Below are 24,277 nucleotides of genomic sequence, written 5' to 3'. Positions count from 1 at the left end.
TCCATGTTGTTGCACGGATTCCTCCCCAGCCTGCTCCAGGGCGCCGCCGTCACGCTGGGCGTGGCGCTGTCGTCGCTGGCCATCGCCGCGCTGCTCGGCCTGACCGGCGCCCTGGCCAAGCTGTCGCGCTCGCGTGTGGCTCAAGGCCTCGCCGGCACCTACACGACGCTGATCCGCGGCGTGCCCGACCTGGTGCTGATGCTGCTCGTCTTTTACGGCGGCCAGCTGGCCATCAACACGGTCGCGCCCATGCTCGGTCACGAGGACTACATCGACATCGACCCCTTCGTGGCCGGCGTGCTGACCATCGGCTTCATCTTCGGCGCCTACCTCACCGAGGCCTTCCGCGGCGCCTTCCTGGCCGTGCCGCCGGGCCAGCGCGAGGCGGGCCTGGCCTACGGCATGAGCCCGCGCCAGGTGCTGTGGCGCATCCTGCTGCCGCAGATGCTGCGCCACGCGCTGCCGGGCATCTCCAACAACTGGCTGGTGCTCATCAAGAGCACGGCCATCGTGTCCGTCATCGGCCTGTCCGACCTGATGACGCGCGGCCAGCAGGCCGCCGGCAACACGCGCGAGCCCTTCAGCTTCTACCTGGCCGTGGCGCTGATCTATCTCGTCTTCACGAGCCTGTCCGAGCTGGGCTTCAGCTGGGCACAAAGACGCCTGGCCATCGGCGCGAAGGAGGCGAAGCTGTGAACTTCGAATCCATCGCCGAGAACTTCCCGCTCTACCTCTCGGGCCTGGTCGTCACGCTGAAGCTGCTGGCGCTGTCGCTGGCCTGCGGCCTGCTGATGGCCGTGCCGCTGGCCATCGTGCGCACCGTCTTCAAGGGCTGGGCCTCGCGGGCGGTCTGGGTCTACACCTACACCTTCCGCGGCACGCCCATGCTGGTGCAGCTCTTCCTCTGCTACTACGGCCTGGCGCAGTTCGACGTGGTGCGCGAGAGCTGGGCCTGGCCATGGCTGTCGTCGGCCACCTTCTGCGCCTGGCTGACCTTCACGCTGAACACGGCCGCCTACACGACCGAGATCATCGCCGGCAGCATCCGCGCGCTGCCGGCCGGCGAGATCGAGGCCGCCAAGGCGCTGGGCATGGGCCGCGGCCTGATGCTGCGCCGCATCGTGCTGCCCGCCGCGTTGCGCCGCGCGCTGCCGGCCTACGGCAACGAGGCCATCTTCATGCTGCACGGCACCTCACTGGCCAGCGTCGTCACGCTGCTGGACGTGACCGGCGCGGCGCGCGAGGTCAACGCCAAGTACTACCTGCCCTTCGAAGCCTTCATCACCGCCGGCGCCTTCTACTTCGTGCTCACGCTGGGCCTGGTGGGCCTGTTCCGCTGGGCCGAAAACCGCTGGCTCAAACCCATGATGAGCCGCTAGAAATGGCCCACCCCCTACCGGCTTCGCCGGCCCCCTCAAGGGGGCGACACCAGCAGCCCGGCAAAGCCGGTCCTGCGGCGTCCGCTGGGTAAGACACTACGCCTATGCAAGTCGTTCGACATTCCCTGCTCTCCCCCGCCCCGGGCACGCAACGCGAACTCGTCTCGCTTCACTACGGCCAGCCCGGTGGGCAGAAGACCTACATCCAGGCCTCGCTGCACGCCGACGAGCTGCCCGGCATGCTGGTCGCGCACCATCTGCGCGGCATGCTGGATGCGCTGGATGCCGCCGGCCAGATCAGCGGCGAGATCATCCTCGTGCCGATGGCCAACCCCATCGGCTTGTCGCAGCACCTGCTGCACATGCACCAGGGCCGCTTCGAGCTGACCACCGGCGAGAACTTCAACCGGCACTACCCGGACCAGATCGAGGCCGTCGCCCAGGCGGTGGAGTCGCAGCTGGGCGCCGACGCCGCGAGCAATGTCGCCGTCCTGCGCCGTGCGCTCAGGGCCGCCGTGCTGGCCTCGCCCGTCGACACCGAGTTGCAGTCGCTGCGCCGCACGCTGCTCAGCCTGTCCTGCGATGCCGACGTCGTGCTGGACCTTCACTGCGACGCCCAGGCGCTGATGCACCTCTACACCGAGACGCCCTGCTGGCCCGACTGCGAGCCTCTGGCGCGCTTCCTGCGCTCGCGCGTGACGCTGCTGGCCCAGGACTCGGGCGACAACCCCTTCGACGAGGCCTGCTCCCAGGTCTGGTGGAAGTGGGCAAAGCATTTCGGCGGCCGCTTCCCCATCCCGCAGGCCTGCCTGAGCGTGACCGTCGAGCTGCGCGGCGCCGCCGACGTGACGCACGAACTGGCCGCCGCCGACGCGCGGAACATCGTCGACTACCTGCGCTGGCGCGGCCTGATCAGGGGCGACAGGCCGGCGCTGCCCTTGCCGCAAGGCGATGCCCGCCCGCTGGCCGGCAGCATGCCCATCAAGTCGCCGGTGGCCGGCGTGCTGACCTTCGTCAAGGACGTCGGCGCCGAGGTGAAGGCCGGCGAAGTGCTGGCCCATGTCATCGATCCGATCACGGCGGCGGTCACCGAGCTGAAGAGCCCCGTGGACGGCCTGTTCTTCGCGCGCGACTTCCTGCGCTTTGCCTTCGCCGGCATGCGTGTCGCCAAGGTCGCCGGCCGCGAGGCGCTGCGCACCGGCAAGCTGCTGGGGGCCTGAGCATGAGCCACGTTCAACTGCAGGCCACCAACATCCACAAGCGCTTCGGCGAGCGCGAGGTGCTCAAGGGCATCTCGTTCAGCGCCAGCAAGGGCGACGTCGTCACGCTGATCGGCTCCTCCGGCTCGGGTAAGAGCACCTTCCTGCGCTGCCTGAACCTGCTGGAACAGCCCAATGAAGGCGAGCTGGCGCTGGGCGGCGAGGCACTGAAACTGGTGCGCGACCGCGACGGCAGCCTGAAGGCCGCCGACGCCCACCAGCTGCAGCGCTGGCGCGCAAGGCTGGCAATGGTGTTCCAGAACTTCAACCTCTGGGCCCACATGACGGTGCTGGAGAACGTCATCGAGGCACCGGTGCATGTGCTCGGCAGGCCCAGGGCCGAGGCCGTCGAGCGTGCCCAGGCGCTGCTGGCCCGCGTGGGCGTGTCCCACCGCGCCAGCGTCTACCCGGCCCAGCTGTCGGGCGGCGAGCAGCAGCGCGTGGCCATCGCCCGCGCGCTGGCCGTCGACCCCGAGGTCATGCTGTTCGACGAACCCACTTCGGCGCTGGACCCCGAGCTGGTCGGCGAGGTGCTCAAGGTCATGCGCGATCTGGCCTCCGAGGGCCGCACGATGATCGTCGTGACCCACGAGATGGGTTTCGCGCGCGAGGTGTCCAACCATTGCCTGTTCCTTCACCAGGGCCGCGTCGAGGAGGAAGGCAACCCCAAGGAAATGCTGCTGCGCCCGCAATGCGAGCGCCTGCAGCAATTCCTCAGCGGTGGACTGAAGTAAGGGCCGTCATGCACCGGCTGCTGTGGCGCGCGCTGGCGCTGCTGAGTCTTGTGCTGGGCCTCGTTGGCGCGGTGCTGCCGGTGTTGCCCACCGTGCCCTTCCTGCTGCTGGCTGCCTGGGCCGCCGGCAAGGGCTGGCCGGCGCTGGAAGCCTGGCTGCTCAACCACGCGCATTTCGGCCCCCACATCCGCCGCTGGCGCGAGAGTGGCGCCGTGCCACGCCGCGCCAAATGGCTGGCCAGTCTGATGATGGCCGGCAGCGCCACGATGCTGGCGCTGACCACGCTGCCGCCGACGGTCAAGGTCGCGGTGCCCGCCGTGATGCTCGTCGTAGCGATCTGGCTCTGGCGCCGCCCCGAAAGCTAGGCCTGCCGCCAGTCGTGAACCAGCAGTGAATCGACGACGGCCTGCTGGGCTGCGCTCAGCGGCCGCTCCGACTGCACCAGCAGCTTGACCTCGCGCACGATGGGACAGTCGGCCGTGCTCACTTGCATCAGCCCCGCCGCGTCGGCGATGGACTGCGGCATGAAGGCGACGCCGAAGTTGGAACGCACGAAGGCCTGGATCCAGTCCTCGCGGTGCGACTGCTGCACCACCTCCAGCCGCACGCCGCGATCAATCAGCAGGCGCCCGATGTAGCTGGAGAACTCGCAGTAGATGCGCTCGCAGTAGCGCTCGCGGTCCAGCTCGGCCATGTCGATGGCCTGGCGGCCGCTGAAGCGGTGGTCCTCGCCGATGGCAACGACATAGTCCTCGCGGAACAGCAGTCGGGCGTCGAAGCGTCGTGGGGTCTCGTAGGGCGAGCACATGATGCCGATGTCGACGTCGCCGCGGTCCAGCTCGTCGGTCAGCGCCTCCAGGTTGCCCTCGCGGAAATGCAGCTCGATGTCGTGCTGATCCTGGCTCTGCACAAAACCAGGCAGCACCTGTTGGAAGTCGATGGTGCACATGACACCCACTCGCACCACCTCGCGCTTCTGGCGCGCGAAGCGCCGCGCCTGCTCGCGGGCGGCCTGGGCGGTATCGAAGATCTGGCGGAAGTTGGGCAGCATGGCCCGGCCCAGTTCGCTGAGCTGCACGGAGTTCTTGGTGCGGTCGAACAACCGCCCGCCGATGGTCTCCTCCAGCCGCTGGATGGCCTTGGTGAGCGCCGGCTGCGACACGAAGGACCGCTCCGACGCGCGTGTGAAGTTCAGCGTTTCAGCCACGGCCAGGAAGTAGCGGATCTGGTAGAGCTCCATGCGCGGGGGTCGCGCGGGGCCGCGGCTTCCTTACACCCCCCACGATAACCAGCGCGCATGGCGCCATGAATTGATGCCAATTCACGGCTTGCGCCCCGATCCGGACACTGGCGGCCTTCAATGCCCTAACCGCCGTGTCCAGCGCCATGTCCACCGCCAAGCCCACTCCCTCAGCCCGCACCGTCGCCATCGTCGGCGGCGGCTTTGCCGGCACCACGCTGGCCCGCTCCCTGCACGGCCGCCTGCCCGCCGGCTGGGAGTTGCTGCTGGTCAGCGAGGAGAGCTACACCACCTTCAACCCCATGCTGCCCGAGGTCGTCGGCGCCGGCGTCTTCCCCGAGCACGTGGTGGCGCCCATCCGCGAAATGCTGCCCGGCGTGCGCTTCGTCATGGGCCGCGTCGGCGGCATCGACCTGCAGTCCCGGCGCATCGGCTGCCACACGCTGGCCGGGCCGCGCGAGTTCGCCTTCGACCATCTCGTGCTGGCCCTGGGCCAGCGCGCCCGCCTGGACCTGCTGCCCGGCATGGCCGAGCATGCGCTGCCGCTGAAGCTGGTGGGCGACGCGCTGCACATCCGCAACCGGGTGCTGCAGGCACTGGCCCGCCGCGAGCTAGGCGACGATCCGGCGCTAGGACACTTCGTCGTCATCGGCGGCGGCTTCTCCGGCGTCGAGGTGGCCGGCGCGCTGGCCGACTTCATCCGCAGCGCCAGCCGCCACTACCCCCGCACCCGTGCCAACGGCTTCGGTATCAGCCTGCTGCACGACGGCGAGCGCCTGCTGCCCGAACTGCCACGCACATTGGGCGAGGCGGCCGAGCGCTCGCTGAAGCGGCGTGGTGTGCAGGTGCGCTGCGGCACGCGCGCCGCGCGCATACATGCCTATGAGGTCGAGCTGGCCGACGGCCGGGCCCTGCCCAGTGCCACGGTCATCTGCACCGTCGGCACGCAGCCCAACCCGCTGGCCGAGGCCCTGGCCCTGCCGATGACGCGCGGCCGCATCGCGACGCTGTCCGACGGCCGCGTGCCCCTCGAGCCGGGCGCGCCGGTGCTGTGGGCACTGGGCGACTGCGCCGCGCAGCTCAACGCCGACGACGGCCGAGTCTGCCCGCCGACGGCGCAGTTCGCCGTCGCGCAGGCCCGGACCCTGGCCGAGAACCTGCTGCGCCATCTCGACGGCAGGCCGACGCGGCCGTTCGCCTACCAAGCCCGCGGAATGATGGCCACCACCGGCCACCTCAAGGGCGTGGCCACCCTGTTCGGCCTGCTTCTCACGGGCCTGCCGGCCTGGCTGTTGTGGCGCGGCTACTACCTGCTGCGCATGCCCACGCTGGGCCGCAAGGCGCGCATCTGGGTCGAATGGACCTGGGGCCTGTTCTTCCCGCTCGACATCACCCACCTGCGCTTCACGCGCACGGCCGAGGTCGACCGCGACCCGCCTCCCTCCCGCTTTCACTAGGAGAACCACATGTTTATCGGCAAGACCGCCCTCGTCACGGGCTCCACCTCCGGCATCGGCCTCGGCATCGCCCGTTCGCTGGCCGCCCAGGGCGCCAACGTCGTGCTCAACGGCTTCGGCGACGTGCACGACATCGAAAGGCTGCGCCTGGACCTCATCGAGCAGCACGACGTGCAGGTGCGCCACGACCCAGCCGACATGAGCCAGCCGGAGCAGATCGAACGCATGATGGGCCGCGCCATCGCCGAGTTCGGCGCCATCGATCTGCTCATCAACAACGCCGGCATCCAGCATGTCGCGCCGGTGGAGGAGTTCCCGGTCGACAAGTGGTACGCCATCCTGGCCATCAACCTCAGCGCCAGCTTCCACACGACTCGCCTGGCCGTGCCGGCGATGAGGAAGAAGGGCTGGGGCCGCATCATCAACGTGGCCTCGGCGCATGCGCTGGTGGCCAGCAAGTACAAGTCGGCCTACGTCGCCGCCAAGCATGGCGTCGCCGGCTTCACCAAGACCGTCGCGCTGGAGCTCGCCGAGGCCGGCATCACTGTCAACGCGGTCTGCCCCGGCTACGTGCTGACGCCGCTGGTGGAGCAGCAGATCCCCGACACCGCCCGTGCCCGCGGCATCAGCGAGCAGGCCGTAATCCGCGACGTACTGCTCGCCGCCCAGCCCACCAAACAGTTCGTCACCGTCGAGCAGGTCGCTGCCCTGGCCTGCTTCCTCTGCTCCGACGATGCCGCCCCCATCACCGGCGCCGTGCTGCCCATAGAGGGCGGCTGGACGGCCCAGTGAAACCCCGCCACCCCGCAAACCAAACCCAAGGGAGAAACCCATGAAGACTTCGATCATCCGCACCCGCACGTCCCGCCTGAGCCAACTGCTGGCCGCCACGGCGGCCCTCGTCACCAGCCTCGCCGGCAGTAGCGCCCATGCCGGCGAATGCCCGGCCGACAAGGTCATGGCCAACGCGCTGGCCGATGCCGCCACCGCCCCCGTCGGCGTGACCGATACCGAGCTCTCGTCCATCGACCTGGCCAAGGAGAACGTGCACCTGGCCAACCGCCGCCTGCGCCTGCGCCACATGACGATCGCCCCTGGCGGCGTCGTGCCCTTCCACAGCCACGAGGACCGCCCCGCGCTGATCATGGTCAACAGCGGCGAGATCCACGAGCACTCCAGCAAGTGCGCGGTGCCCATCCTGCACAAGGCCGGCGAGATCTCGCGCGAGTTCCTCGGCACCAGGCACTGGTGGAAGAACAGCACCGCCGCCCCGGTGGAGCTGACCATCGCCGACATCGTCAACGACGGCAAGCCGGCCACGATGAAGGAACACATGTAAGCCCGAGGGGCCGCGCGCCGACCGACCCAGCTACCTGCAGCGGAGACAGACATGCCCACCAAGAAGCCCCACCCCACCCCAAACACGGCACGCCCCCAGGTCGTGCTCGTCCTGCAAGGAGGCGGGGCGCTGGGCGCCTATCAGGTAGGCGTCTACCAGGCTCTGCACGAGGCCGGCATAGCGCCGGACTGGGTCATCGGCACCTCCATCGGCGCCATCAACGCCGCACTGATAGCCGGCAACCCGCCCGAGCGGCGCATGGAGCGGCTCAACGCCTTCTGGCGCCATGTGGAGCAGCAGAACCGCATGGCCGGCCCGCTGGACTGGCTGGGCATGGGCAATCTGCTGGCCAACATGACGACGGTGATGCGCGGCATCCCGGCCTTTTTCGAACCCAACCTCGCAGCACTGCGCGGCACCCAGGCCGCGCTGGGTGTCGACAAGGCGGCCTACTACAGCACCGAGCCGCTGCGCGAGACGCTGCGCGGCCTGGTCGACTTCGAGGAGCTGCAGCACGGCGGCACCCGCCTCACGGTGGGCGCCGTCAATGTACGCAGCGGCCAGATGCGCTATTTCGACAGCCGCGAGGAGCCGGTCGGCCTGGAGCACGTCATGGCCTCCGGCGCCCTGCCGCCGGCCTTCCCGGCCGTCTGCATCGATGGCGAGGCCTACTGGGACGGCGGCCTCTACTCCAACACGCCCATCGAGGCCGTGCTGGACGACAACCCGCGCCGCGACGCGCTGATCTTCGCCGTCAACGTTTGGCACCAGACAGCGCCGCAGCCCGAGTCAATCTGGCAGGTCATGGGCCGGCAGAAGGACATCCAGTACGCCAGCCGGGCGGACAGCCACATCGCCCGCCAGAAGCAGATCCACCGGCTGCGCCACGTCATCCGTGAGCTCAACCGCCTGCTGCCGCCGGCGCAGCAGCGCGCCGCCAGGGAGCTGGCCGCCTGGGGCTGCGGCACCACCATGCACGTGGCCCATTTGCTGGCGCCGCGCATCGAGGGCGAGGACCACACCAAAGACATCGACTTCACGCCCGCCGGCGTCAAGGCGCGCCGCGATGCGGGCCTAGCCGACGCACGCCGCATGATCGAGCGCGCGCCCTGGCAGGCACCCGTGGACCCGATCGAGGGCGTCATCGAGCACCTGCTGGAGCCGGCGTGAGCGCCGCGCCGGGCCGGCACAACCAAGCTCGCTCCCGCTTGGCGGGACGGGCCGCACGCCCAGGGGTGCACCAATGAACGCGCTGGCCTTCGCAGGCGCCGCGGCCTGCGCGCTGCTGATGGGCGCGGCCATCCAGCGCGGCGCGACCTGCACGGTGGCCGCCGTCGGCGAGCTCATGGCGCAGCGCCGCGCCACCCGGCTGCGCAGCCTGCTGGAGGCCTCGCTGTGGGTGGCCGGCGGGCTGTTGCTGGCACGGGCGCTGCACCTCGCCCCGCCCGTCCTGCCGGCGCCTTTCGCGCTGACGGGCTGGACGCTGCTGGGCGCCGGGCTGCTGGGCCTGGGGGCCTTCATCAACCAGGCCTGCGTGTTCGGTGCCATCGCGCGGCTGGGCAACGGTGAATGGGCCTTTGTCGCCACGCCGCTGGGCTTTTTCCTCGGCTGCCTGAGCCTGGGGCGCCTGTTCGGCCCGGTGCAGCCGCAGCCGCTGCCGATGGGCTCGCCGTTGTGGCTGGCACCGGCAGCGCTGGGCCTGCTCTTCGCTGCCTGGGCACTGTGGCGCGCGGCGACACGCTGGCGCGAGGGCGGCTGGTGGTCACCGCACGCGGCCACCGTCTCCATCGGCCTGGCCTTTCTCGTGCTGCTGCTGCTCGAAGGCCCCTGGGCCTACACCGACGCGCTGGCCGAACTGGCCCATGGCATGCGCAGGGACAGCGCGACCCGCCTCGCGCTATTCGCCTGCCTGCTGGCCGGCGCGATGGCCGGCGGCTGGCGCGCCGGGCTGTGGCGGCGACGCCTGCCCAATGCCGCCGGGCTGGCGCGCTGCGGGGCCGGCGGTCTGCTGATGGGCTGGGGCAGCCTGCTCATTCCCGGCAGCAACGACGGGCTGATCCTGCTCGGCCTGCCGCTGCTGTGGCCGCACGCGTGGGTGGCCTTCGCGACGATGTGCGCCGTCGTCGCGCTGGCGCAATGGGCCGCCTTGCGGCCCGCCCTCAGGCCGGCAGCAAACCCCGGTCCTTGAGCATGGGCTCAACCACCGGGTCACGGCCGCGAAAGGCGCGGAAGGCCTCGCCCGGCTCGCGGCTGTTGCCGGCCGCGTAGATGCACTCGCGCAGCCGGGCGGCCACCGCCGCGTCGAAGACGCTACCTGCCTCGACGAAGGCGTCGAAGGCATCGCAGTCCAGCACCTCGGCCCACAGGTAGACGTAGTAGCCGGCGGCGTAGCCGGCGCTGCTGAACAGATGCTGGAAATGCGTCAGCCGGTGGTTCATGCCGACCTCGGCCGGCAGGCCCCGCTGCGCCAGCGTGTCGCGCTCGAAGGCGACGACGTCGGCCGGCGCAGCGGGCAGTGCGTGCGCAGCCATGTCGACGAGGGCGCTAGCCGTGTAGCGCAGCGTCTCGTAGCCCTGGCCGAACTGGCGCGCAGCCTGCAGCTTGGCCAGCAGCGCATCGGGCAGGGGCTCGTCGGTCTGCCAGTGGCGGGCGAACTTCTTCAGCACCTCGGGCTCGGCCATCCAGTGCTCGTAGAGCTGCGAGGGCAGCTCTACGAAATCGCGCAACACCTGGGTGCCGGCCAGGCGCTCGTGCTCGACGTTGGACAGCAGGCCATGCAGCCCGTGGCCGAACTCGTGGAAGAGCGTGCGCACGTCGTCGAAGCTCAGCAGCGTCGGCTCGCCGGCCGCGCCGCGGGCGAAGTTGTTGTTGTTCAGGATGACGGGCGTGGCACCCAGCGCGCGGCTCTGGTTGCGCAGCGCGTTCATCCAGGCGCCGCTGCGCTTGGTCGGGCGGGCGAAGTTGTCCTGCAGGAACAGGCCGCGCAGCGAGCCGTCGGCGTCGAAGACCTCATAGGCGCGCACGTCGGCGTGGTAGCCGGCGATGTCGGGCCGGGCCTTGAACTGCAGGCCAAAGAGATGGCTGGCGCAGTCGAACATGGCCGCCACCATGCGGTCCAGCGAGAAATAGGGCTTGACCTCGGCCTCGTCCAGTTCGAAGCGGGCACGCTTGGCTTGCTCGGCGTAGAAGCGCCAGTCCCAGGCTTCGAGGGCATGCGTCGCACCGGCAGCGGCCATCGCGGCCAGCACGGCCTCGCGCTCGCGTGCCTGGGCGGCCAACGCCGGGTGCCAGACCCGCTCCAGCAGACCCATGACGGCGCCCTGGCTGCGCGCCATCGTGTCCTCCAGCGCGTAGTCGGCATAGCAGGTGTGGCCGTGCAGCCGGGCCTGTTCGGAGCGCAGTTCCAGGATCTCGCGGCAGATGGCGCGGTTGTCGGTGTCACCGGTGTCATCACCACGCCCGACCCAGGCGCGCCAGGCCTGCTCGCGCAGATCGCGCCGCGCGCTGAAAGCGAGGAAGGGCACGATCAGCGAGCGCGACAGCGTGATGACGTGGGTGCCGTCGCCCAAGCCGCGGTCCAGCGCCGCCTGGCGGGCGGCCGCGCGCACGAAGCCGGGCAGGCCGGCCAGTTCGGCTTCGGTGGTCAGGCGCAGCTGGTAGCCGTTCTCGGCGCCCAGCACGTTCTGCGCGAAGCGCGTGTTCAGCTCGGCCAGGCGGGCCATGACGGCGGCATAGCGCACCCGGGCCTCGGGCGCGAGGCGGGCGCCGGCGCGCAGGAAGTCCAGGTGCACGCGCTCCAGCAGGCGGCGCTGTTCGGGCGTGATGCCCAGGCGCTCGCGCTGCTCGAACAGCGCCTCGACGCGCGCGAACAGCCCCTGGTGCATGTAGACCCAGCTGCCATGCTCGGCCAGCGGCGCGGCGAGGGCACGCTGCTGGGCCTGCAGTTCGGGCGAGGTGGCCGAGGCAGCCAGCGTATAGAAGAGGTGCTCGAGCCGGGCGAGCTGACGGCCGCTGGCGTCGAAGGCAGCCAGCGTGTTGGCGAAGGCCGGCGGCTCGGCCTGGCCGGCGATGGCCTCGATCTCGGTGCGGTGCGCGGCGAGCGCGGCGTCGAAGGCGGGCTGGAAATGCGCCGGGGCGATGTCGGCGAAGGGCGGCAGGCCGTGTGGGCCGGCCCAGTCCTGCAGCAGCGGATTGCTCATGCGGGTTGTCCTGGCAGAAAACAAAAAGGGCCGCTCCCTGGTGGGGAGGCGGCCCGGTAGCGGTCTTCAGTGGCCGGCGGGAATCACTTGCCCGCGGCCGCCTTTTCCTTGCGGATGGCCTTCTCGTCGTTCTCGTCGTAGGCCTTGTTCTGGCACTCGGCCTTCCACTTGTCGTTGGCGTCGAAGTGCTTCTCGGTGCGGTCCTCGATACCCTTGAACTGGGCGTCCAGCGCGTCGACCTTGTCGGAGAAGGCCTTGCGCTTGGCGCCCTGCTCGGCATCGGCCACCTTCAGCGCATCGACCATCGGGCCGAAGGCATTGGCGCGAGCCTGGTAGGCCTCGTTGCGGGCCTTGAGCTCGGCCTTTTCCAGCTTGGGCGCCTCAGCGGTCAGCGTCTCGTGGGCCTTGAGGATGCCGTCGCGCTCGGCCTTGACCTCGGCGACCTTCTTGGCCAGCTCGGCCTCGCCGGCTTCGATGTTGGCCTTCTCGGCCTTGAGCTTGTCGGCATTGGCCTTGTAGGACGCCTGTTCGGCCTTGATGGCCTCGGCCTCCTTGCCGTTGGCGTCCTGCTGGTCGATGCAGGCGCGCAGCTCGTCGCGCGACATCAGCTTGGGCTTGGGTTTCTCCACGACCGGGTTGCTGACCTTGTTGTTCTTCGGGTCGACCTTGGCCTTGGTGTTGTTGGTGATCTGTGCCTGGGCGGAGACGGCGATGACCAGGGCCAGCGGGAGAAGGATGCGTTTCATGTCGAGCGCGCAACGCGAGGTTGCGAAGGTTCCAAACGGGAAACGGAATCATGCCACGAGGCTTCGCCCCGATAATGGCGGGCTGCCCTTAGTAACCACCGTTTCATGGCGCTCAAAGCCACCATCTACAAAGCCCAGCTCCAGATCGCCGACATGGACCGCCATGTCTACGGCGACCACAACCTCACCCTCGCCTGTCACCCCAGCGAGACCGAGGAGCGGCTGATGATCCGCGTGCTGGCCTTCGCGCTGAACGTTCCGGCCGACGAGCTGCGCGGTCGGCTGGAGTTCACCAAGGGCCTGTCCGATGTCGACGAGCCCGACCTCTGGCAGATCGACCTGACGGGCGACATCGTCCACTGGATCGACCTCGGCCAGCCCGATGACCGCCGTCTGATGAAGGCGCACGGCCGCAGCGAGCGCGTCAGCGTCTACAGCTTCGCGTCCAGCACCGAGGTGTGGTGGCGCAACCTGGAGAGCAAGCTCACGCGCACGCCCAAGCTCACCGTCTGGCAGATTCCGGCCGAGCAGTCGCAGGCGCTTGCCAAGCTGGCCGAGCGCAGCATGCAGTTGCAGATCAGCATCCAGGACGGCAGCGTCTACGTCTCCACGGCCAGCGCCAACGTCGAGGTGCACCCCGTCGTGCTGAAGGCTGCCTCCGCATGACCCCGCAGCACGAGCCCGAGCGCCAGCGCTTCACGCTGCCCACCGCGCCGGCCAGCGTGCTCGACTACGAGCTGGGCGCCGGCCGCATCGTCTTCACGCACACCGGCGTGCCCGACGCCCACCGTGGCCAGGGCCTCGCGGCCCGGCTTGTCGAGGCCGGCCTGCAATGGGCGCAGGAGCAGGGCCTGAAGGTCGTGCCCGCCTGCAGCTACGTCCAGCTTTACATCCAGCGCCACCCCGAGTGGCAACCCCTCGTCGCCTGAAGAAGAGACCCGCACCATGTCCACCATCCTGCAATCCGTTCCTGTCGGCCAGAAGGTCGGCATTGCCTTCTCCGGCGGTCTCGACACCTCGGCCGCCCTGCACTGGATGAAGCTCAAGGGCGCCCTGCCCTACGCCTACACGGCCAACCTGGGCCAGCCCGACGAGCCCGACTACGACGAGATCCCGCGCAAGGCCATGCTGTACGGCGCCGAGAAGGCCGTCCTCGTGGACTGCCGCGCACAGCTGGTCGCCGAGGGCATTGCAGCGCTGCAGGCCGGCGCCTTTCACATCAGCACGGCCGGCGTCACCTACTTCAACACCACGCCCATCGGCCGCGCCGTGACCGGCACGATGCTCGTGGCCGCCATGCAGGCCGACGGCGTCAACATCTGGGGCGACGGCTCGACCTTCAAGGGCAACGATATCGAGCGCTTCTACCGCTACGGCCTGCTGACCAACCCGGCGCTGAAGATCTACAAGCCCTGGCTGGACCAGACCTTCATCGACGAACTGGGCGGCCGCGCCGAGATGTCGGCCTTCATGACGGCCAAGGGCTTCGCCTACAAGATGAGCGCGGAGAAGGCCTACTCGACCGACTCCAACATGCTGGGCGCCACACACGAGGCCAAGGACCTGGAGCACCTGAACAGCGGCATCAAGATCGTCAACCCCATCATGGGCGTGGCGTTCTGGCGCGAGGACGTGGCCATCAAGGCTGAAGAGGTGACGGTGCGCTTCGAGGAAGGCGTGCCGGTCGCGCTGAACGGTGTGGAGTACCGCGATCCGGTGGCCCTGCTGGCCGAGGCCAACAAGATCGGCGGCCGCCACGGCCTGGGCATGAGCGACCAGATCGAGAACCGCATCATCGAGGCCAAGAGCCGTGGCATCTACGAGGCCCCGGGCCTGGCCCTGCTGCACATCACCTACGAGCGCCTGGTGACCGGCATCCACAACGAGGACACCATCGAGCAGTACCGTGTCAACGGCATGAAGCTGGGCCGCCTGCTCTACCAGGGCCGCTGGTTCGACCCGCAGGCCATCATGCTGCGCGAGGCCGCCCAGCGCTGGGTAGCGCGCGCCGTGACCGGCGAGGTGGCGCTCGAACTGCGCCGCGGCAACGACTACTCGCTGCTGGACACGCGCAGCCCCAACCTGACCTACGCGCCCGAGCGGCTGTCGATGGAAAAGGTGGAGGACGCGCCGTTCAGCCCGGCCGACCGCATCGGCCAGCTGACCATGCGCAACCTCGACATCACCGACACGCGCAGCAAGCTGGGCATCTACACCGGCACCGGCCTGCTGGCCGGCGGTGGACTGCCGCGTCTGGAATAAGCCTGGGCGGCACTGGTCAGACCTTGACGAATACTGTATAAATAAACAGTATTTGTTGAGGAGCCCATCCATGCACAGCCAGTACCGCCAGAACTACACGCCCAGCCGCCCCCTGCCCAACTGGCTAGAAACCCTGCTGCGCTGGCTTTGAGCCATGCGGTGGCAGGCTTCTCAGAAATCGTCCGCCACGCGCAGGAAGCTGGCAAAGCACGACTTGCCCCCGGGTGTCAGATCCCGGTAGCGGTAGGTCACCCTGGCGCCGATGGGCGGGGATTGCTGCGCTGCTCTTCATTGAAGCCCGTGCCCAGCTTGAAGCGGATGCCCTCCGGCGTCTGCAGTTCCAGCGCGCCGAGCCGGCCCGCGAAGCGCCCCTTGCCCGGCTCGTGGCCGGCCACGACGGCCTCCGCGTCGGCCTGCGTCTTGGGCTTGAGCAACAGATCGCTGCGCCCCGAGGCCGGGGGGCGCATCGGCGCGGTGCAGCATCAGGCCCTCCCCGCCCGCGGCCACCACCTCCTGCAGCTTCGCGCGCAGGGCGGCGTTGGACGGAAGTCGCCACTGCTCGACGGGCTCGACGACACCGCCCGCCAAGGCCTTAAGCCTGCTGGCACGCCGTTCGAAGTCGCCCTCGCCCGCAGGCAATTCAAAGACGCGGTAGCGCACGCGGCGCCATTCGGCGTCGACCGGCTCGCTGCGCCGCACGGTGCCGGACAGCGCGTCGAAACTGCGCCGCGCGATCCACAGCTCGCCGTCCAGCGCCTCGCGCGGCAGCTGAGCCAGGAACCAGGCCGGCGCGGCCGCCCGTCCCACAGCGCACGCACGCCGTCGAGTTTTTCGCTGACGAGATAGGGCGCGGGTCGATCCCGGCCGGCACGCTGCGCGCCAGCAGCGGCTCCAGCGCCCGTGCCGGGACGCTGGCGACGCCGAGCCGGGCCAGCAGCGCGCGTCGCATCAGGATCACACCACCACCGGTTCCGGCTCCAGCCGGATGCCGAAGCGCCCGTAAACGCTCTCCTGGATGGCCCGCGCCAGCGTCACCACCTCGGCACCACGCGCGTCCGCCTTGTTCACCAGCACCAGGGCCTGCTTCTCGTAGACCGCTGCTCCGCCCACCGTCTTCCCCTTCCAGCCGCAGGCATCGATCATCCACCCGGCGGCCAGCTTCACGCTTCCGTCGGGCATGGGATAGTGAACGATGCCGGGGTCGCGGCCGATGATGTCGCGGCACTGCTCGGCCGTGACGACCGGGTTCTTGAAAAAGCTGCCGGCGTTGCCGATGACGGCCGGGTCGGGCAGCTTGGCGCGCCGCACCGCCACGATCCAGTCGAAGATCTGGCGCGCATCCGGCGCGGCGATGCCGGTCTCGGCCATCTTGCGCTCGATCTCGAGGTAACCCAGCACCGGATGCCAGGGCCGCGGCAGGCGAAATCGCACGCGCGTGATGACGCTCTTGCCCGCCAGCCCGCCGAAATCGCTGTGCTTGAAGACGCTGTCCCGGTAGCCGAAGCGGCAGACCTCCGCCGGCAGCAGGGCCGGCCGGCCCGTGACCAGGTCCATGACCTCGACGGCCTCCAGCCTGTCCTTGACCTCGATGCCATAGGCGCCGATGTTCTGCACCGGCGCGGCACCCACCGTGCCCGGGATCAGGGCCATGTTCTCCAGGCCGGGATAGCCATGTTCCAGCGTCCAGCTGACCAACTCGTGCCAGACGACACCGGCGCCGGCTTCGACGATCCATGCATCGTCGCGCGCCTCCAACAGCCGGATGCCGGGAATTTCCACCTTCAGCACGACGGCATCGACGTCCTTGGTCAGCACAAGATTGCTGCCGCCGCCCAGCACGAACTTCGGAGCTCGCCCCAGGTCGGGGTGGTCGACCACGCGGCGCACGTCGGCCGCCTCGCGGATGCGCACGAGTCGGCGCGCAACGGCCGGCAGGCCGAAGGTGTTGTAGGGCTTGAGATTGACGTCGTTCTCTATGGCGAGACCGGCGGGCACTTCGTTCGAGGGGGTCTGGGTCGGCGCGGACATGGGAAAATTTTCGCAGACGACAACCTGACGACCATTCACATGCCCAGTTTCGACACCGTTCTCGAGCCCGACCACGTCAAGATCCGCAATGGCGTGGACAACAGCATCAAGGAGATTGGCACCCGTTTCGACTTCAAGGGCACGGGTGCGAAGGTCGAGCTCAAGGACAAGGAAATCCACAGTACCGGGGACAGCGAGTTCCAGCTGGAGCAGATCGAAGCCGTGCTGTACGCCAAGCTGACCAAGCAGGACGTGGTCATCAGCTTCCTGGACAAGCAGGACAAGATTGAGAAGCTGGGCGGCGACAAGGTGCGCCAGGTCTACAAGATCAAGGAAGGCATCGAGGCGACGCTGGCCAAGAAGATCGTCGGCTCGCTCAAGGAGAGCAAGCTCAAGGTGCAGGCCAGCATCCAGGGCGACGCCGTCCGCGTGACAGGCAAGAACCGCGACGACCTGCAGACGGCCATCGCCCATCTCAAGAAGAGCTTCAGCGACACCCCCCTGACCTACAACAACTTCCGCGACTGAGCATGGGCCGTCTTGCGTTGCTGCCGTTGCTGCTGACTTGCGGACTGGCCTCAGCGCAGGTCCAGCCGCCAAGCCAGGTGCAGCTCAACGGCATGCTCGGCTCGCGCTCGGCCTTGCTGATCATCGATGGCGAACCCCGCACGGTCGAGGTGGGCGGCACGGCCAAAGGCGTCAAGCTCGTGGCGCTGGAGGATGGTCGGGCCATCGTCGAGTTCGGCGGCAGGCGCCAGACCCTGGCCCTCGGTGCCGCGCCGGGGCGCGTCGTCGCCCCCGCCGGCGCACCGCCGCGCCAGATCATCCTGCCCATGGGCGCTGGCGGCCATTACACGACCATCGGCATGATCAACGGCCAGGTCACGAGCTTTCTTGTCGACACCGGCGCCACCAGCGTTTCCATCAGCCAGATAGAAGCCGAGAAGCTGGGGCTGCGCTACATGTACGGCAAGCGCATCGTCACGCAGACGGCCAACGGCATCGTGCCGGCCTACCAGTTCCAGCTCGCCAGCGTGCGCATCGGCGATGTCGAAGTGCGCGATGTCGATGCCATCGTCATCCCCGGTCTGATGAGCCATGTGCTTCTGGGCAACAGCTTCCTCAACCGCTTCCAGATGCGGCGCGAGAGCGACGTCATGACTTTGGAGCTGCGCTACTGAAAGCACCAGACAGCTTCTGCAAGAATCCGGCGCCCACCCCAGCCGGCCCGCCTCGATGACCCGTCAATCCGCCTCGCTTCACGGCCTGCTCGCCGCCCTGCTGATCGCCGGCGCCCCCGTCGCCATGGCCCAGGATGCGGCCAAAGCCTCCCGCTTTTACGAAGACGCTTTGCAGCGCTACGAGAAGCGCGACATCCCCGGGGCCATCATCCAGCTCAAGAACGCGCTGCAGGCCGACAAGCGCCAGTTGCCCGTGCACGTGCTGCTGGGCAAGGCGCTGCTGGCCAATAGCGAACCGGCGGCAGCCGAGGTCGAGCTGGGCGAAGCTATCCGCCTGGGCGTCAATCGCGCCGAGGTCGTCGTCGCCCTGGCGATGGCGATGAACGCACAGGGCAAGCAGCCACAGATGCTGGACGACCCGCGCCTGCAGACCGCCGGCCTGCCGCCCGGCATCCAGCAGCAGTTGCTGCTGGAGCGGGCCGCCGCGCAGTCCGACCTGGGCGACAGCAAGGGCGCACTGGCCACCGTGCTGGGTGCGCGTGCACTGAACAGCAACGAGGTCAACAGCTGGATCGCCGAAGTGCCGCTGCGCGTGCGCAATCGACAGTTCACGGAGGCGCATGCCGCGGCCGACCAGGCCCTCAAGCTCGCGCCGGACAGCGCCGAGGCGCTCTACCAGAAGGCTGCCGTTCACCACGCCTCAGGCCAGATTACACAGGCACTGGCCGGCTACGAGCACGCCATCAAGGCCGAACCCAAGCACGCCGAAGCGCATCTGGCGCGGGCCGGTCTGCTGCTCGACCTGAACCGTGACGCGGATGCGCTGGCCGAGATCAATGAACTGCAGTCCATCAAGCCCAATGATCCGCGCGGCACCTACCTGCGGGCCGTGCTGGCCGATCGCGCCAACGACCGGCCGACTTCGCGGGCAGCGCTGAAGCGGATCACCGACCTGCTCGACCCCGTTCCCATCGAATACATCCGCTACCGCACCCAGTTGCTGATGCTCAACGGCCTGGCGCACTACAGCCTCGATGAGATGGAGAAGGCCAAGCCCTTCCTGGAGCTGGCCTCACGCCAGCAGCCGGGCAGCCCCCTGATCAAGCTGCTTGCCCAGGCGGCACTGAGCGAGCCCAACGCCAACCGCGCCGTCGAATTGCTCGAGCCCTATGTAAAAGCCCGGCCGGGTGATGGCCAGGCCCTGCTGATGCTCGCCTCGGCCCACATGGCCCAGGGCCGGCATGCCCGCGCCGTTGCGCTGATGCAGGAAGCCATCAAGGCCAAGGACTCCCCGGAATACCGGACCGCGCTGGGCCTGTCGCTGCTCCATAGCGGCAAGTCTGCACCGGCGGCCGACGAACTGGCCAAGGCCTACAAAGCGGATCCCAAGCAGACCTATGCCGGGCTGGCGCTGATCACGCTGCATCTGCGCGAAGGCGCGGCGCCCAAGGCCCTGGCCGTTGCCGACAACCTGGCGCGCGCGAATCCGAACAATGCCACCGTCCTCATGGTGCAGGCCTACGCCAAGTCCCAGGCGGGCGACTACCCGGGCGCCCGCGCCGGCTACGAGAAGGCGCTGAAGCTCGATCCCAAGCTGACGGAGGCCCGCCTCGGCCTGGCGCGCATCGACACCGTGACGGGCAATTTCGACGCCGCCAACAAGCGGCTGCGCGAAGTTCTGAAGGGTGATGAGCGCAACAACAGCGTGCTGTTCGAACTCGCGCTGCTGCACGAGCGCTGGGGCAAGGACGACGAGGCCCAGAAATGGCTGGAAAGTGCCGCCGACGCGAGCGGTGCGCGCGAGACGCGTGCCAACTTCGCGCTTGTTGCCTGGCATCTGCGCAAGGGCCAGCCAGCACGCGCCGTCGATGCGGCCAAGGTCTTGCTGGCCAAGCTGCCCGAGGACGTGGAGGCACTGCAGGCCTATGCCGGCGCCCAGGCCGCCAACGGCGACACGCCCGGCGCCAAGACCACGCTGACCAATGCCGCCCGCCGAGCCGCCTTCGATGCCTCTCGCCTGCTGGAGGTCGCCCGCCAGCAGATCGGCATCAAGGACTACAGCGGTGCCGCCTACAGCCTGGACAAGGCGCTCAGCGGCAATCCCGACTTCATGCCCGCCATGGCCATGCTATCCAGCATCGAGCTGACCCAGGGTGACGCGACAAAGGCCGAGCAGCGCGCCAGGCAGGTCATCCAGGCCGCGCCCAAGGCGGCCATCGGCTACAACCTGCTGGCCGAAGTGGCGACCCACCGCGGCCAGGCCATGGCGGCCATCGACGCGCTGCGCAAGGCGCACGACATCGAGAAGTCGCAGGCCAGCCTGACACGGCTGATGCGCGCCGTCGGCAACCAGAGCGGCCCCAAGGCCGCCATCGAACTCGGCGATGCCTGGCTCAAGCGCAACCCCAGCGACCTGGCCGTGCGCAACGCCGTCGCCGAACAGAACCTGCGCACCCGCGATTTCGCGTCGGCCCGCAAGCAATACGAAGCGATCCTGAAACTCCGGCCCAATCACGCCGAGACGTTGAACAACCTGGCCAACATCCTGATGGAAACCAGGGACCCCGGTGCGGTGGCCATGGCCGAACGCGCCTACAAGGTCGACACCCGCAACCCGAAACTCATGGACACCGCCGGCTGGGCCAACCACCTGGCCGGCAACGGCGAGCGCGCCCTGCAGTTGCTGCGCGAAGCGCGGCTGCGTGCGCCCGACGTGCCAGAGATCCGCTACCACCTGGCCGCCGTCCTCGCGAAAGCCGGGCGCAAGGCAGAGGCGCGCGAGGAATTGAACGCCGCGCTAAGGACGAATGTGGGTTTTGCCTCGGCCGACGAAGCGAAGAAATTGCTGACCACCCTCAACTGAGGGGCCCAAACCCCTGGCGCCGTTGTCGGTTGTCCTTACAATTTTTATCAGAGCCAAGGAGCTAGATCCGCAAGCCGTTGAGCGGCAACGAGATTTTTGTGCTGGCATTGAATTTGCTGACATATCAATTGAAATTTGACCGCCGTCTGGCGACAACCAAGGAAAACTAAATGAAAGTCCGCGCCATCCGCATGACCGCCCTGACCGCGCTCATCGCTGGTCTCGCCTGGAGCGGCACCGCGCAAGCCTACTGGGCCCTGGACACCGCCGCGGCAGGCACTACCACGACCACCAGCACGGCCACCAAGTACGGCGACAGCGGCAACGCCGCCTACACCGTTCAAATGTCTGGCTTTTACGTTGCCAACACTCTGAACGCGTCCAACAAGCTGTCTGGCAGTTGGGCTGCCAGCACGCTGTATGACTACGGCGGCGGCGGGCAGGGCATGACAACGGGCACCGACAGTGGGTCGCCGTATCACGCCCTCGACAACAACCTCAACACGGAAGGCGTGCTGCTGAGTTTCAGCGCGTCTACGGTCCTTAGCAGCATCGGCCTGGGTTTCGTCGACAGCACGGCCACCTCCCCCGAGCTGGCATGCAAGAACAACACGACCGGCGCCATGACGTACGGTACGAGTTGCGGCGGCGGCACCACCTCGCTCGGCAAAACTGTTGACGTTTCCGTGTTTCGCTGGACTGGTGCCAGCGCCCCGACCTTGTCCGGCACGGTAGCCGGCACGATGACCGGGTGGGAGTTGGTGGGCAACTATGGTGACTTTATCCAGGACACCAGCAACCCCTACAACTCGGTGAACAAGGACGGCAAGACCTCTACCTGGTGGTTGATCACGGCCTACAACTCAGGATTTACTCAGAGTACCGGCGTCGACAACCGCGGCTCACTGACTGTCGGCGACGACTACTTCAAGCTTTATGCCGCAGCAGGCGCCAAGTGCACCGGCTCCATCTCCAGCAGTGGCGTCTGCAGTGGCACGACGGTCACGGTTCCGGAGCCTGCCACGCTCGCGCTGACCAGCGTCGCCCTGCTCGGCGTCGCCGGCCTGCGCCGTCGCCAAGCCAAGGCGGCCTGAACCGGTTTCCGGCCGAGTTGAAAAGGCGCTCTTAGGAGCGCCTTTTTGTTTTTCAGGCCCAGCTCGCGGCCCTGTCCCTGGCCGGACAGCCAGGATGCGAACGACCGTGCTAAAAAGACCGGCATTCCCATCACGACAACGCAGCGAGACATGGACCTCAACTTCACCGATGCGGAGCTGGCCTTTCGCGCCGAGGTGCGCGACTGGGTGCGCGCCAATCTGCCGGCCGAGATCGCCCACAAGGTGCGCAACGCGCTGCGCCTGAACAAGGACGATCTCCAGCGCTGGGCCAAGATCCTCGGGGCCAAGGGCTGGCATGGCTGGGCCTGGCCCAAGCAGTTCGGCGGCCCGGGCTGGAACGCCGTGCAGCGCCATCTGTTCGAGGAGGAATGCGCCCTTGCCTGCGCGCCGCGCATCGTGCCCTTCGGTCCGGTGATGGTTGCGCCGGTCATCATGGCCTTCGGCTCGCCGGAGCAGCAGCAGCGCTTCCTGCCGGGCATCATGAGCGGCGAGGTCTGGTGGAGCCAGGGCTACAGCGAACCCGGCTCGGGCTCCGACCTGGCCTCGCTGAAATGCCGCGCCGAGCGCAAAGACGACAAATACATCGTCAACGGCCAGAAGACCTGGACGACCCTGGGCCAGTACGGCGACTGGATCTTCTGCCTGGTGCGCACGTCCAGCGAAGGCAAGCCGCAGACCGGCATCTCGTTCCTGCTGATCGACATGAAGTCGCCCGGCGTGAGCGTCAAGCCCATCATCATGCTGGACGGCGAGCATGAGGTGAACGAAGTCTGGTTCGACAACGTGGAGGTGCCGGCCGAGAACCTGATCGGCGAGGAGAACAAGGGCTGGACTTATGCCAAGCACCTGCTCTCCCACGAGCGCACCAACATCGCCGATGTGAACCGTGCCAAGCGCGAGCTGGAGCGCCTGAAGCGCATCGCCAAGGCCGAAGGCCTGATGGACGACGCGCGCTTTCGCGACCAGATCGCGCTGTGCGAGGTTGATGTCGTGGCGTTGGAGATGATGGTGCTGCGCGTGCTGTCCGGCGAGCGCACCGGCAAGCAGCCGCTGGACGTCGCCGGCCTGCTGAAGATCCGCGGCAGCGAGCTGCAGCAGCGCTACACCGAGCTGATGATGCTGGCCGGCGGCCCGCTGGCCCTGCCGCATGTGCACGAGGCCATGGAGGGCGGCTGGCAGGGTGATCAGTGGCTGGGTGGCGCGTGGATTGGCGGTGCCTCGCACGCCATCCCGCTGACCGGCAACTACCTGAACGTCCGCAAGACGACGATTTACGGCGGTTCCAACGAAGTGCAGCGCAACATCGTCGCGCAGACGGTGCTCGGCTAAGGGAGGCAAGACAAATGGATTTCGATTTCTCTGATGACCAAGAAGCCCTGCGTGATGCCGTGCGCCGCTTTGTCGACAAGGACTACGCCTTCGAGCGCCGCACGCAGATCGAACGCGCTGGCGGTTTCGACCGCGCTGTCTGGGAAGGCCTCGCCGGGCTGGGCCTGACCGCGCTGGCCGTGCCCGAGGCTCATGGCGGCCTGGGCTTCGGCGCCGTCGAGGCGATGGTGGTCATGGAAGAACTTGGCCGCGGTCTCGTCATGGAGCCGGTGGCCCAGGGCGCGCTGATCGCGCCGGCCCTGTTGAGCAAGGCCCCTGAAGCGCTGCAGACCGAATGGCTACCTCGCATCGCCGGTGGCGACGCCCTCGTGGTGCTGGCCCACCAGGAAGCCAAATCGCGTTACCGCCTGAACCGCGTCACCACCCGTGCCGTCGACGGCAAGCTGACCGGGGTGAAGAGCCTGGTGCCAGCCGGCGACCTGGCCGACGCCTTCATCGTGCCGGCCCGCGTCGCTGGTGCCGATGACGCCACCGAAGGCATCGCCCTCTACCTCGTCGAGCGTTCCGCGACCGGCGTGCATACCCGCCCCTACTCGCTCTTCGACGGCTCGCGAGCCGCCGAGGTCCACCTCGACAACACGCCGGCCCAGCTCATTGCCGGCCCCGACCAGGGCCTGGCCCTGCTGGAGCTCGCCGCCGACATCGGCATCGCGGCCCAGGCGGCCGAGGCCATCGGCGTCATGGAGAAATACCTCGCGCTGACCGTTGACTATCTGAACACCCGCAAGCAGTTCGGTGTCGCCATCGCCAGCTTCCAGGCCCTGCGCCACCGCACGGCCGATGTGAAGATGCAGCTCGAACTCGCCCGCTCGATGAGCTACTACGCCACGCTGCGCCTGGGCGACGCGCCTTTGGTGCGCCGCCGCGCCCTGTCGCAGGCCAAGGTGCAGCTCGGCAATTCGATGCGCTTCGTCGGTCAGCAGTGCACCCAGATGCACGGCGGCATCGGCGTCACCGACGAGTACGCCGGCAGCCACTACTTCAAGCGCCTGACCGTCATGGAGATGCAATGGGGCGACACGATGCATCACCTGGGTGAAGTCAGTGCCCGGATGCAGGACACTGCGGGGGTGTTTGCCTGACCCT

General features: G+C 68.3%; 24 protein-coding genes and 1 pseudogene. 20 read left to right on the top strand and 5 right to left on the bottom strand.

Annotation, left to right across the window (positions count from 1 at the left end):
* Positions 1-3 precede the first annotated feature (3 nt).
* The 5 genes from AC07VX_RS07250 to AC07VX_RS07230 all read left to right on the top strand — a co-directional run bounded on the left by AC07VX_RS07250 (position 4) and on the right by AC07VX_RS07230 (position 3,737).
* Complete coding sequence (locus tag AC07VX_RS07250; protein WP_493164079.1) at positions 4-696, top strand: ABC transporter permease; 693 nt, start codon at positions 4-6, stop codon at positions 694-696.
* Positions 693-1,379, top strand: coding sequence for an ABC transporter permease (locus AC07VX_RS07245; RefSeq protein WP_493164078.1), 687 nt, complete (start codon positions 693-695; stop codon positions 1,377-1,379). Before AC07VX_RS07250 ends, AC07VX_RS07245 begins: the two co-directional genes overlap by 4 nt.
* 104 nt (positions 1,380-1,483) lie before the next feature.
* Positions 1,484-2,599 (top strand): succinylglutamate desuccinylase/aspartoacylase family protein, encoded by a 1,116-nt coding sequence (locus AC07VX_RS07240; RefSeq protein ID WP_493164077.1) that lies wholly within the window; start codon positions 1,484-1,486, stop codon positions 2,597-2,599.
* Between the two features lie 2 nt (positions 2,600-2,601).
* A complete protein-coding gene (locus tag AC07VX_RS07235) occupies positions 2,602-3,372 on the top strand; it encodes an ABC transporter ATP-binding protein (protein ID WP_493164076.1) in 771 nt (256 codons plus the stop codon).
* 8 nt (positions 3,373-3,380) lie between these two features.
* Positions 3,381-3,737 carry a YbaN family protein gene (locus AC07VX_RS07230; protein ID WP_493164075.1) on the top strand — a complete coding sequence of 119 codons (357 nt, stop codon included), beginning with the start codon at positions 3,381-3,383 and terminating at the stop codon, positions 3,735-3,737.
* Here the strand turns inward: AC07VX_RS07230 and AC07VX_RS07225 are convergent.
* Positions 3,734-4,612 (bottom strand): LysR family transcriptional regulator, encoded by an 879-nt coding sequence (locus tag AC07VX_RS07225; RefSeq protein WP_493164074.1) that lies wholly within the window; start codon positions 4,610-4,612, stop codon positions 3,734-3,736. The two genes, AC07VX_RS07230 and AC07VX_RS07225, sit on opposite strands and share 4 nt — an antisense overlap.
* Before the next feature lie 146 nt (positions 4,613-4,758).
* On the opposite strand from AC07VX_RS07225, the gene AC07VX_RS07220 reads away from it, so the two are divergent.
* The 5 genes from AC07VX_RS07220 (at position 4,759) to AC07VX_RS07200 (ending at position 9,596) form a co-directional block, all read left to right on the top strand.
* The gene (locus AC07VX_RS07220; RefSeq protein ID WP_493164073.1) at positions 4,759-6,069 is read left to right on the top strand and encodes an NAD(P)/FAD-dependent oxidoreductase; all 1,311 of its coding nucleotides are present in this window, start codon (positions 4,759-4,761) and stop codon (positions 6,067-6,069) included.
* A gap of 9 nt (positions 6,070-6,078) precedes the next feature.
* Entirely contained in the window at positions 6,079-6,861 is a 783-nt protein-coding gene (locus tag AC07VX_RS07215; RefSeq protein ID WP_493164072.1) for a 3-hydroxybutyrate dehydrogenase, read from the top strand.
* 40 nt (positions 6,862-6,901) lie between these two features.
* Positions 6,902-7,408 carry a cupin domain-containing protein gene (locus AC07VX_RS07210; RefSeq protein WP_493164070.1) on the top strand — a complete coding sequence of 169 codons (507 nt, stop codon included), beginning with the start codon at positions 6,902-6,904 and terminating at the stop codon, positions 7,406-7,408.
* A 51-nt stretch (positions 7,409-7,459) separates the two neighbouring features.
* A complete protein-coding gene (locus AC07VX_RS07205; protein WP_493164069.1) occupies positions 7,460-8,578 on the top strand; it encodes a patatin-like phospholipase family protein in 1,119 nt (372 codons plus the stop codon).
* 73 nt (positions 8,579-8,651) lie between these two features.
* The gene (locus tag AC07VX_RS07200; protein WP_493164068.1) at positions 8,652-9,596 is read left to right on the top strand and encodes a YeeE/YedE thiosulfate transporter family protein; all 945 of its coding nucleotides are present in this window, start codon (positions 8,652-8,654) and stop codon (positions 9,594-9,596) included.
* On the opposite strand, the gene AC07VX_RS07195 is transcribed toward AC07VX_RS07200, so the two are convergent.
* Together AC07VX_RS07195 and AC07VX_RS07190 are read right to left on the bottom strand one after the other, a co-directional pair.
* The gene (locus AC07VX_RS07195; RefSeq protein WP_493164066.1) at positions 9,568-11,607 is read right to left on the bottom strand and encodes a M3 family metallopeptidase; all 2,040 of its coding nucleotides are present in this window, start codon (positions 11,605-11,607) and stop codon (positions 9,568-9,570) included. The two genes, AC07VX_RS07200 and AC07VX_RS07195, sit on opposite strands and share 29 nt — an antisense overlap.
* An 83-nt stretch (positions 11,608-11,690) precedes the next feature.
* Entirely contained in the window at positions 11,691-12,353 is a 663-nt protein-coding gene (locus AC07VX_RS07190) for a hypothetical protein (protein ID WP_493164065.1), read from the bottom strand.
* Positions 12,354-12,458: 105 nt separating this feature from the next.
* Between AC07VX_RS07190 and AC07VX_RS07185 the strand changes: the two genes are divergently transcribed.
* The 3 genes from AC07VX_RS07185 to argG are packed head-to-tail and all read left to right on the top strand — an operon-like array spanning position 12,459 to position 14,615.
* Positions 12,459-13,019, top strand: a complete 561-nt coding sequence (locus AC07VX_RS07185; protein WP_493164064.1) for a YaeQ family protein — start codon at positions 12,459-12,461, stop codon at positions 13,017-13,019.
* Entirely contained in the window at positions 13,016-13,282 is a 267-nt protein-coding gene (locus AC07VX_RS07180) for a GNAT family N-acetyltransferase (protein ID WP_493164063.1), read from the top strand. Before AC07VX_RS07185 ends, AC07VX_RS07180 begins: the two co-directional genes overlap by 4 nt.
* A gap of 16 nt (positions 13,283-13,298) precedes the next feature.
* Entirely contained in the window at positions 13,299-14,615 is a 1,317-nt protein-coding gene (gene argG, locus AC07VX_RS07175; RefSeq protein WP_493164062.1) for an argininosuccinate synthase, read from the top strand.
* Between the two features lie 171 nt (positions 14,616-14,786).
* On the opposite strand, the pseudogene AC07VX_RS07170 reads toward argG, so the two are convergent.
* Positions 14,787-15,082, bottom strand: a pseudogene (locus AC07VX_RS07170) (hypothetical protein).
* Between AC07VX_RS07170 and AC07VX_RS07165 the strand changes: the two are divergent.
* Positions 15,042-15,461, top strand: coding sequence for a hypothetical protein (locus tag AC07VX_RS07165; protein WP_493164516.1), 420 nt, complete (start codon positions 15,042-15,044; stop codon positions 15,459-15,461). The pseudogene AC07VX_RS07170 and the gene AC07VX_RS07165 sit on opposite strands and share 41 nt — an antisense overlap.
* A 108-nt stretch (positions 15,462-15,569) precedes the next feature.
* Here AC07VX_RS07165 and murB read toward each other — a convergent pair whose 3' ends face one another.
* Positions 15,570-16,643 carry a UDP-N-acetylmuramate dehydrogenase gene (gene murB / locus AC07VX_RS07160; RefSeq protein ID WP_493164061.1) on the bottom strand — a complete coding sequence of 358 codons (1,074 nt, stop codon included), beginning with the start codon at positions 16,641-16,643 and terminating at the stop codon, positions 15,570-15,572.
* A gap of 39 nt (positions 16,644-16,682) precedes the next feature.
* Here murB and AC07VX_RS07155 point away from each other — a divergent pair, with 39 nt between their 5' ends.
* From AC07VX_RS07155 to AC07VX_RS07130, 6 genes are all read left to right on the top strand, one after another.
* Positions 16,683-17,171 (top strand): YajQ family cyclic di-GMP-binding protein, encoded by a 489-nt coding sequence (locus tag AC07VX_RS07155; protein WP_493164060.1) that lies wholly within the window; start codon positions 16,683-16,685, stop codon positions 17,169-17,171.
* 2 nt (positions 17,172-17,173) lie between these two features.
* On the top strand, positions 17,174-17,824 hold the full coding sequence (locus AC07VX_RS07150; protein ID WP_493164059.1) for a retropepsin-like aspartic protease family protein: 651 nt from the start codon (positions 17,174-17,176) through the stop codon (positions 17,822-17,824).
* A gap of 55 nt (positions 17,825-17,879) precedes the next feature.
* Positions 17,880-20,687, top strand: coding sequence for an XrtA/PEP-CTERM system TPR-repeat protein PrsT (prsT, locus tag AC07VX_RS07145; protein ID WP_493164058.1), 2,808 nt, complete (start codon positions 17,880-17,882; stop codon positions 20,685-20,687).
* 170 nt (positions 20,688-20,857) lie between these two features.
* Complete coding sequence (locus AC07VX_RS07140) at positions 20,858-21,781, top strand: PEP-CTERM sorting domain-containing protein (RefSeq protein ID WP_493164057.1); 924 nt, start codon at positions 20,858-20,860, stop codon at positions 21,779-21,781.
* A 150-nt stretch (positions 21,782-21,931) separates the two neighbouring features.
* Positions 21,932-23,131 (top strand): acyl-CoA dehydrogenase family protein, encoded by a 1,200-nt coding sequence (locus AC07VX_RS07135; protein WP_493164056.1) that lies wholly within the window; start codon positions 21,932-21,934, stop codon positions 23,129-23,131.
* 14 nt (positions 23,132-23,145) lie between these two features.
* Positions 23,146-24,273, top strand: a complete 1,128-nt coding sequence (locus tag AC07VX_RS07130; RefSeq protein WP_493164055.1) for an acyl-CoA dehydrogenase family protein — start codon at positions 23,146-23,148, stop codon at positions 24,271-24,273.
* The last annotated feature ends 4 nt before the right edge of the window (positions 24,274-24,277 follow it).

This window comes from Roseateles sp. GW821-FHT03B02 (genome assembly GCF_059421025.1).
Note: the sequence above shows the minus strand (reverse complement) of the source record. Positions and strands in the feature narration are given on the sequence as shown.

Excerpts from the sequence above, each read along its gene's own strand:
- AC07VX_RS07250 (WP_493164079.1), top strand. The coding sequence starts at position 4 with ATGTTGTTGCACGGATTCCTCCCCAGCCTGCTCCAGGGCGCCGCCGTC.
- AC07VX_RS07240 (WP_493164077.1), top strand. The coding sequence starts at position 1,484 with ATGCAAGTCGTTCGACATTCCCTGCTCTCCCCCGCCCCGGGCACGCAA.
- AC07VX_RS07235 (WP_493164076.1), top strand. The coding sequence starts at position 2,602 with ATGAGCCACGTTCAACTGCAGGCCACCAACATCCACAAGCGCTTCGGC.
- AC07VX_RS07230 (WP_493164075.1), top strand. The coding sequence starts at position 3,381 with ATGCACCGGCTGCTGTGGCGCGCGCTGGCGCTGCTGAGTCTTGTGCTG.
- AC07VX_RS07225 (WP_493164074.1), bottom strand. The coding sequence starts at position 4,612 with ATGGAGCTCTACCAGATCCGCTACTTCCTGGCCGTGGCTGAAACGCTG.
- AC07VX_RS07220 (WP_493164073.1), top strand. The coding sequence starts at position 4,759 with ATGTCCACCGCCAAGCCCACTCCCTCAGCCCGCACCGTCGCCATCGTC.
- AC07VX_RS07215 (WP_493164072.1), top strand. The coding sequence starts at position 6,079 with ATGTTTATCGGCAAGACCGCCCTCGTCACGGGCTCCACCTCCGGCATC.
- AC07VX_RS07210 (WP_493164070.1), top strand. The coding sequence starts at position 6,902 with ATGAAGACTTCGATCATCCGCACCCGCACGTCCCGCCTGAGCCAACTG.
- AC07VX_RS07205 (WP_493164069.1), top strand. The coding sequence starts at position 7,460 with ATGCCCACCAAGAAGCCCCACCCCACCCCAAACACGGCACGCCCCCAG.
- AC07VX_RS07200 (WP_493164068.1), top strand. The coding sequence starts at position 8,652 with ATGAACGCGCTGGCCTTCGCAGGCGCCGCGGCCTGCGCGCTGCTGATG.
- AC07VX_RS07195 (WP_493164066.1), bottom strand. The coding sequence starts at position 11,607 with ATGAGCAATCCGCTGCTGCAGGACTGGGCCGGCCCACACGGCCTGCCG.
- AC07VX_RS07190 (WP_493164065.1), bottom strand. The coding sequence starts at position 12,353 with ATGAAACGCATCCTTCTCCCGCTGGCCCTGGTCATCGCCGTCTCCGCC.
- AC07VX_RS07185 (WP_493164064.1), top strand. The coding sequence starts at position 12,459 with ATGGCGCTCAAAGCCACCATCTACAAAGCCCAGCTCCAGATCGCCGAC.
- AC07VX_RS07180 (WP_493164063.1), top strand. The coding sequence starts at position 13,016 with ATGACCCCGCAGCACGAGCCCGAGCGCCAGCGCTTCACGCTGCCCACC.
- argG (WP_493164062.1), top strand. The coding sequence starts at position 13,299 with ATGTCCACCATCCTGCAATCCGTTCCTGTCGGCCAGAAGGTCGGCATT.
- murB (WP_493164061.1), bottom strand. The coding sequence starts at position 16,643 with ATGTCCGCGCCGACCCAGACCCCCTCGAACGAAGTGCCCGCCGGTCTC.
- AC07VX_RS07155 (WP_493164060.1), top strand. The coding sequence starts at position 16,683 with ATGCCCAGTTTCGACACCGTTCTCGAGCCCGACCACGTCAAGATCCGC.
- AC07VX_RS07150 (WP_493164059.1), top strand. The coding sequence starts at position 17,174 with ATGGGCCGTCTTGCGTTGCTGCCGTTGCTGCTGACTTGCGGACTGGCC.
- prsT (WP_493164058.1), top strand. The coding sequence starts at position 17,880 with ATGACCCGTCAATCCGCCTCGCTTCACGGCCTGCTCGCCGCCCTGCTG.
- AC07VX_RS07140 (WP_493164057.1), top strand. The coding sequence starts at position 20,858 with ATGAAAGTCCGCGCCATCCGCATGACCGCCCTGACCGCGCTCATCGCT.
- AC07VX_RS07135 (WP_493164056.1), top strand. The coding sequence starts at position 21,932 with ATGGACCTCAACTTCACCGATGCGGAGCTGGCCTTTCGCGCCGAGGTG.
- AC07VX_RS07130 (WP_493164055.1), top strand. The coding sequence starts at position 23,146 with ATGGATTTCGATTTCTCTGATGACCAAGAAGCCCTGCGTGATGCCGTG.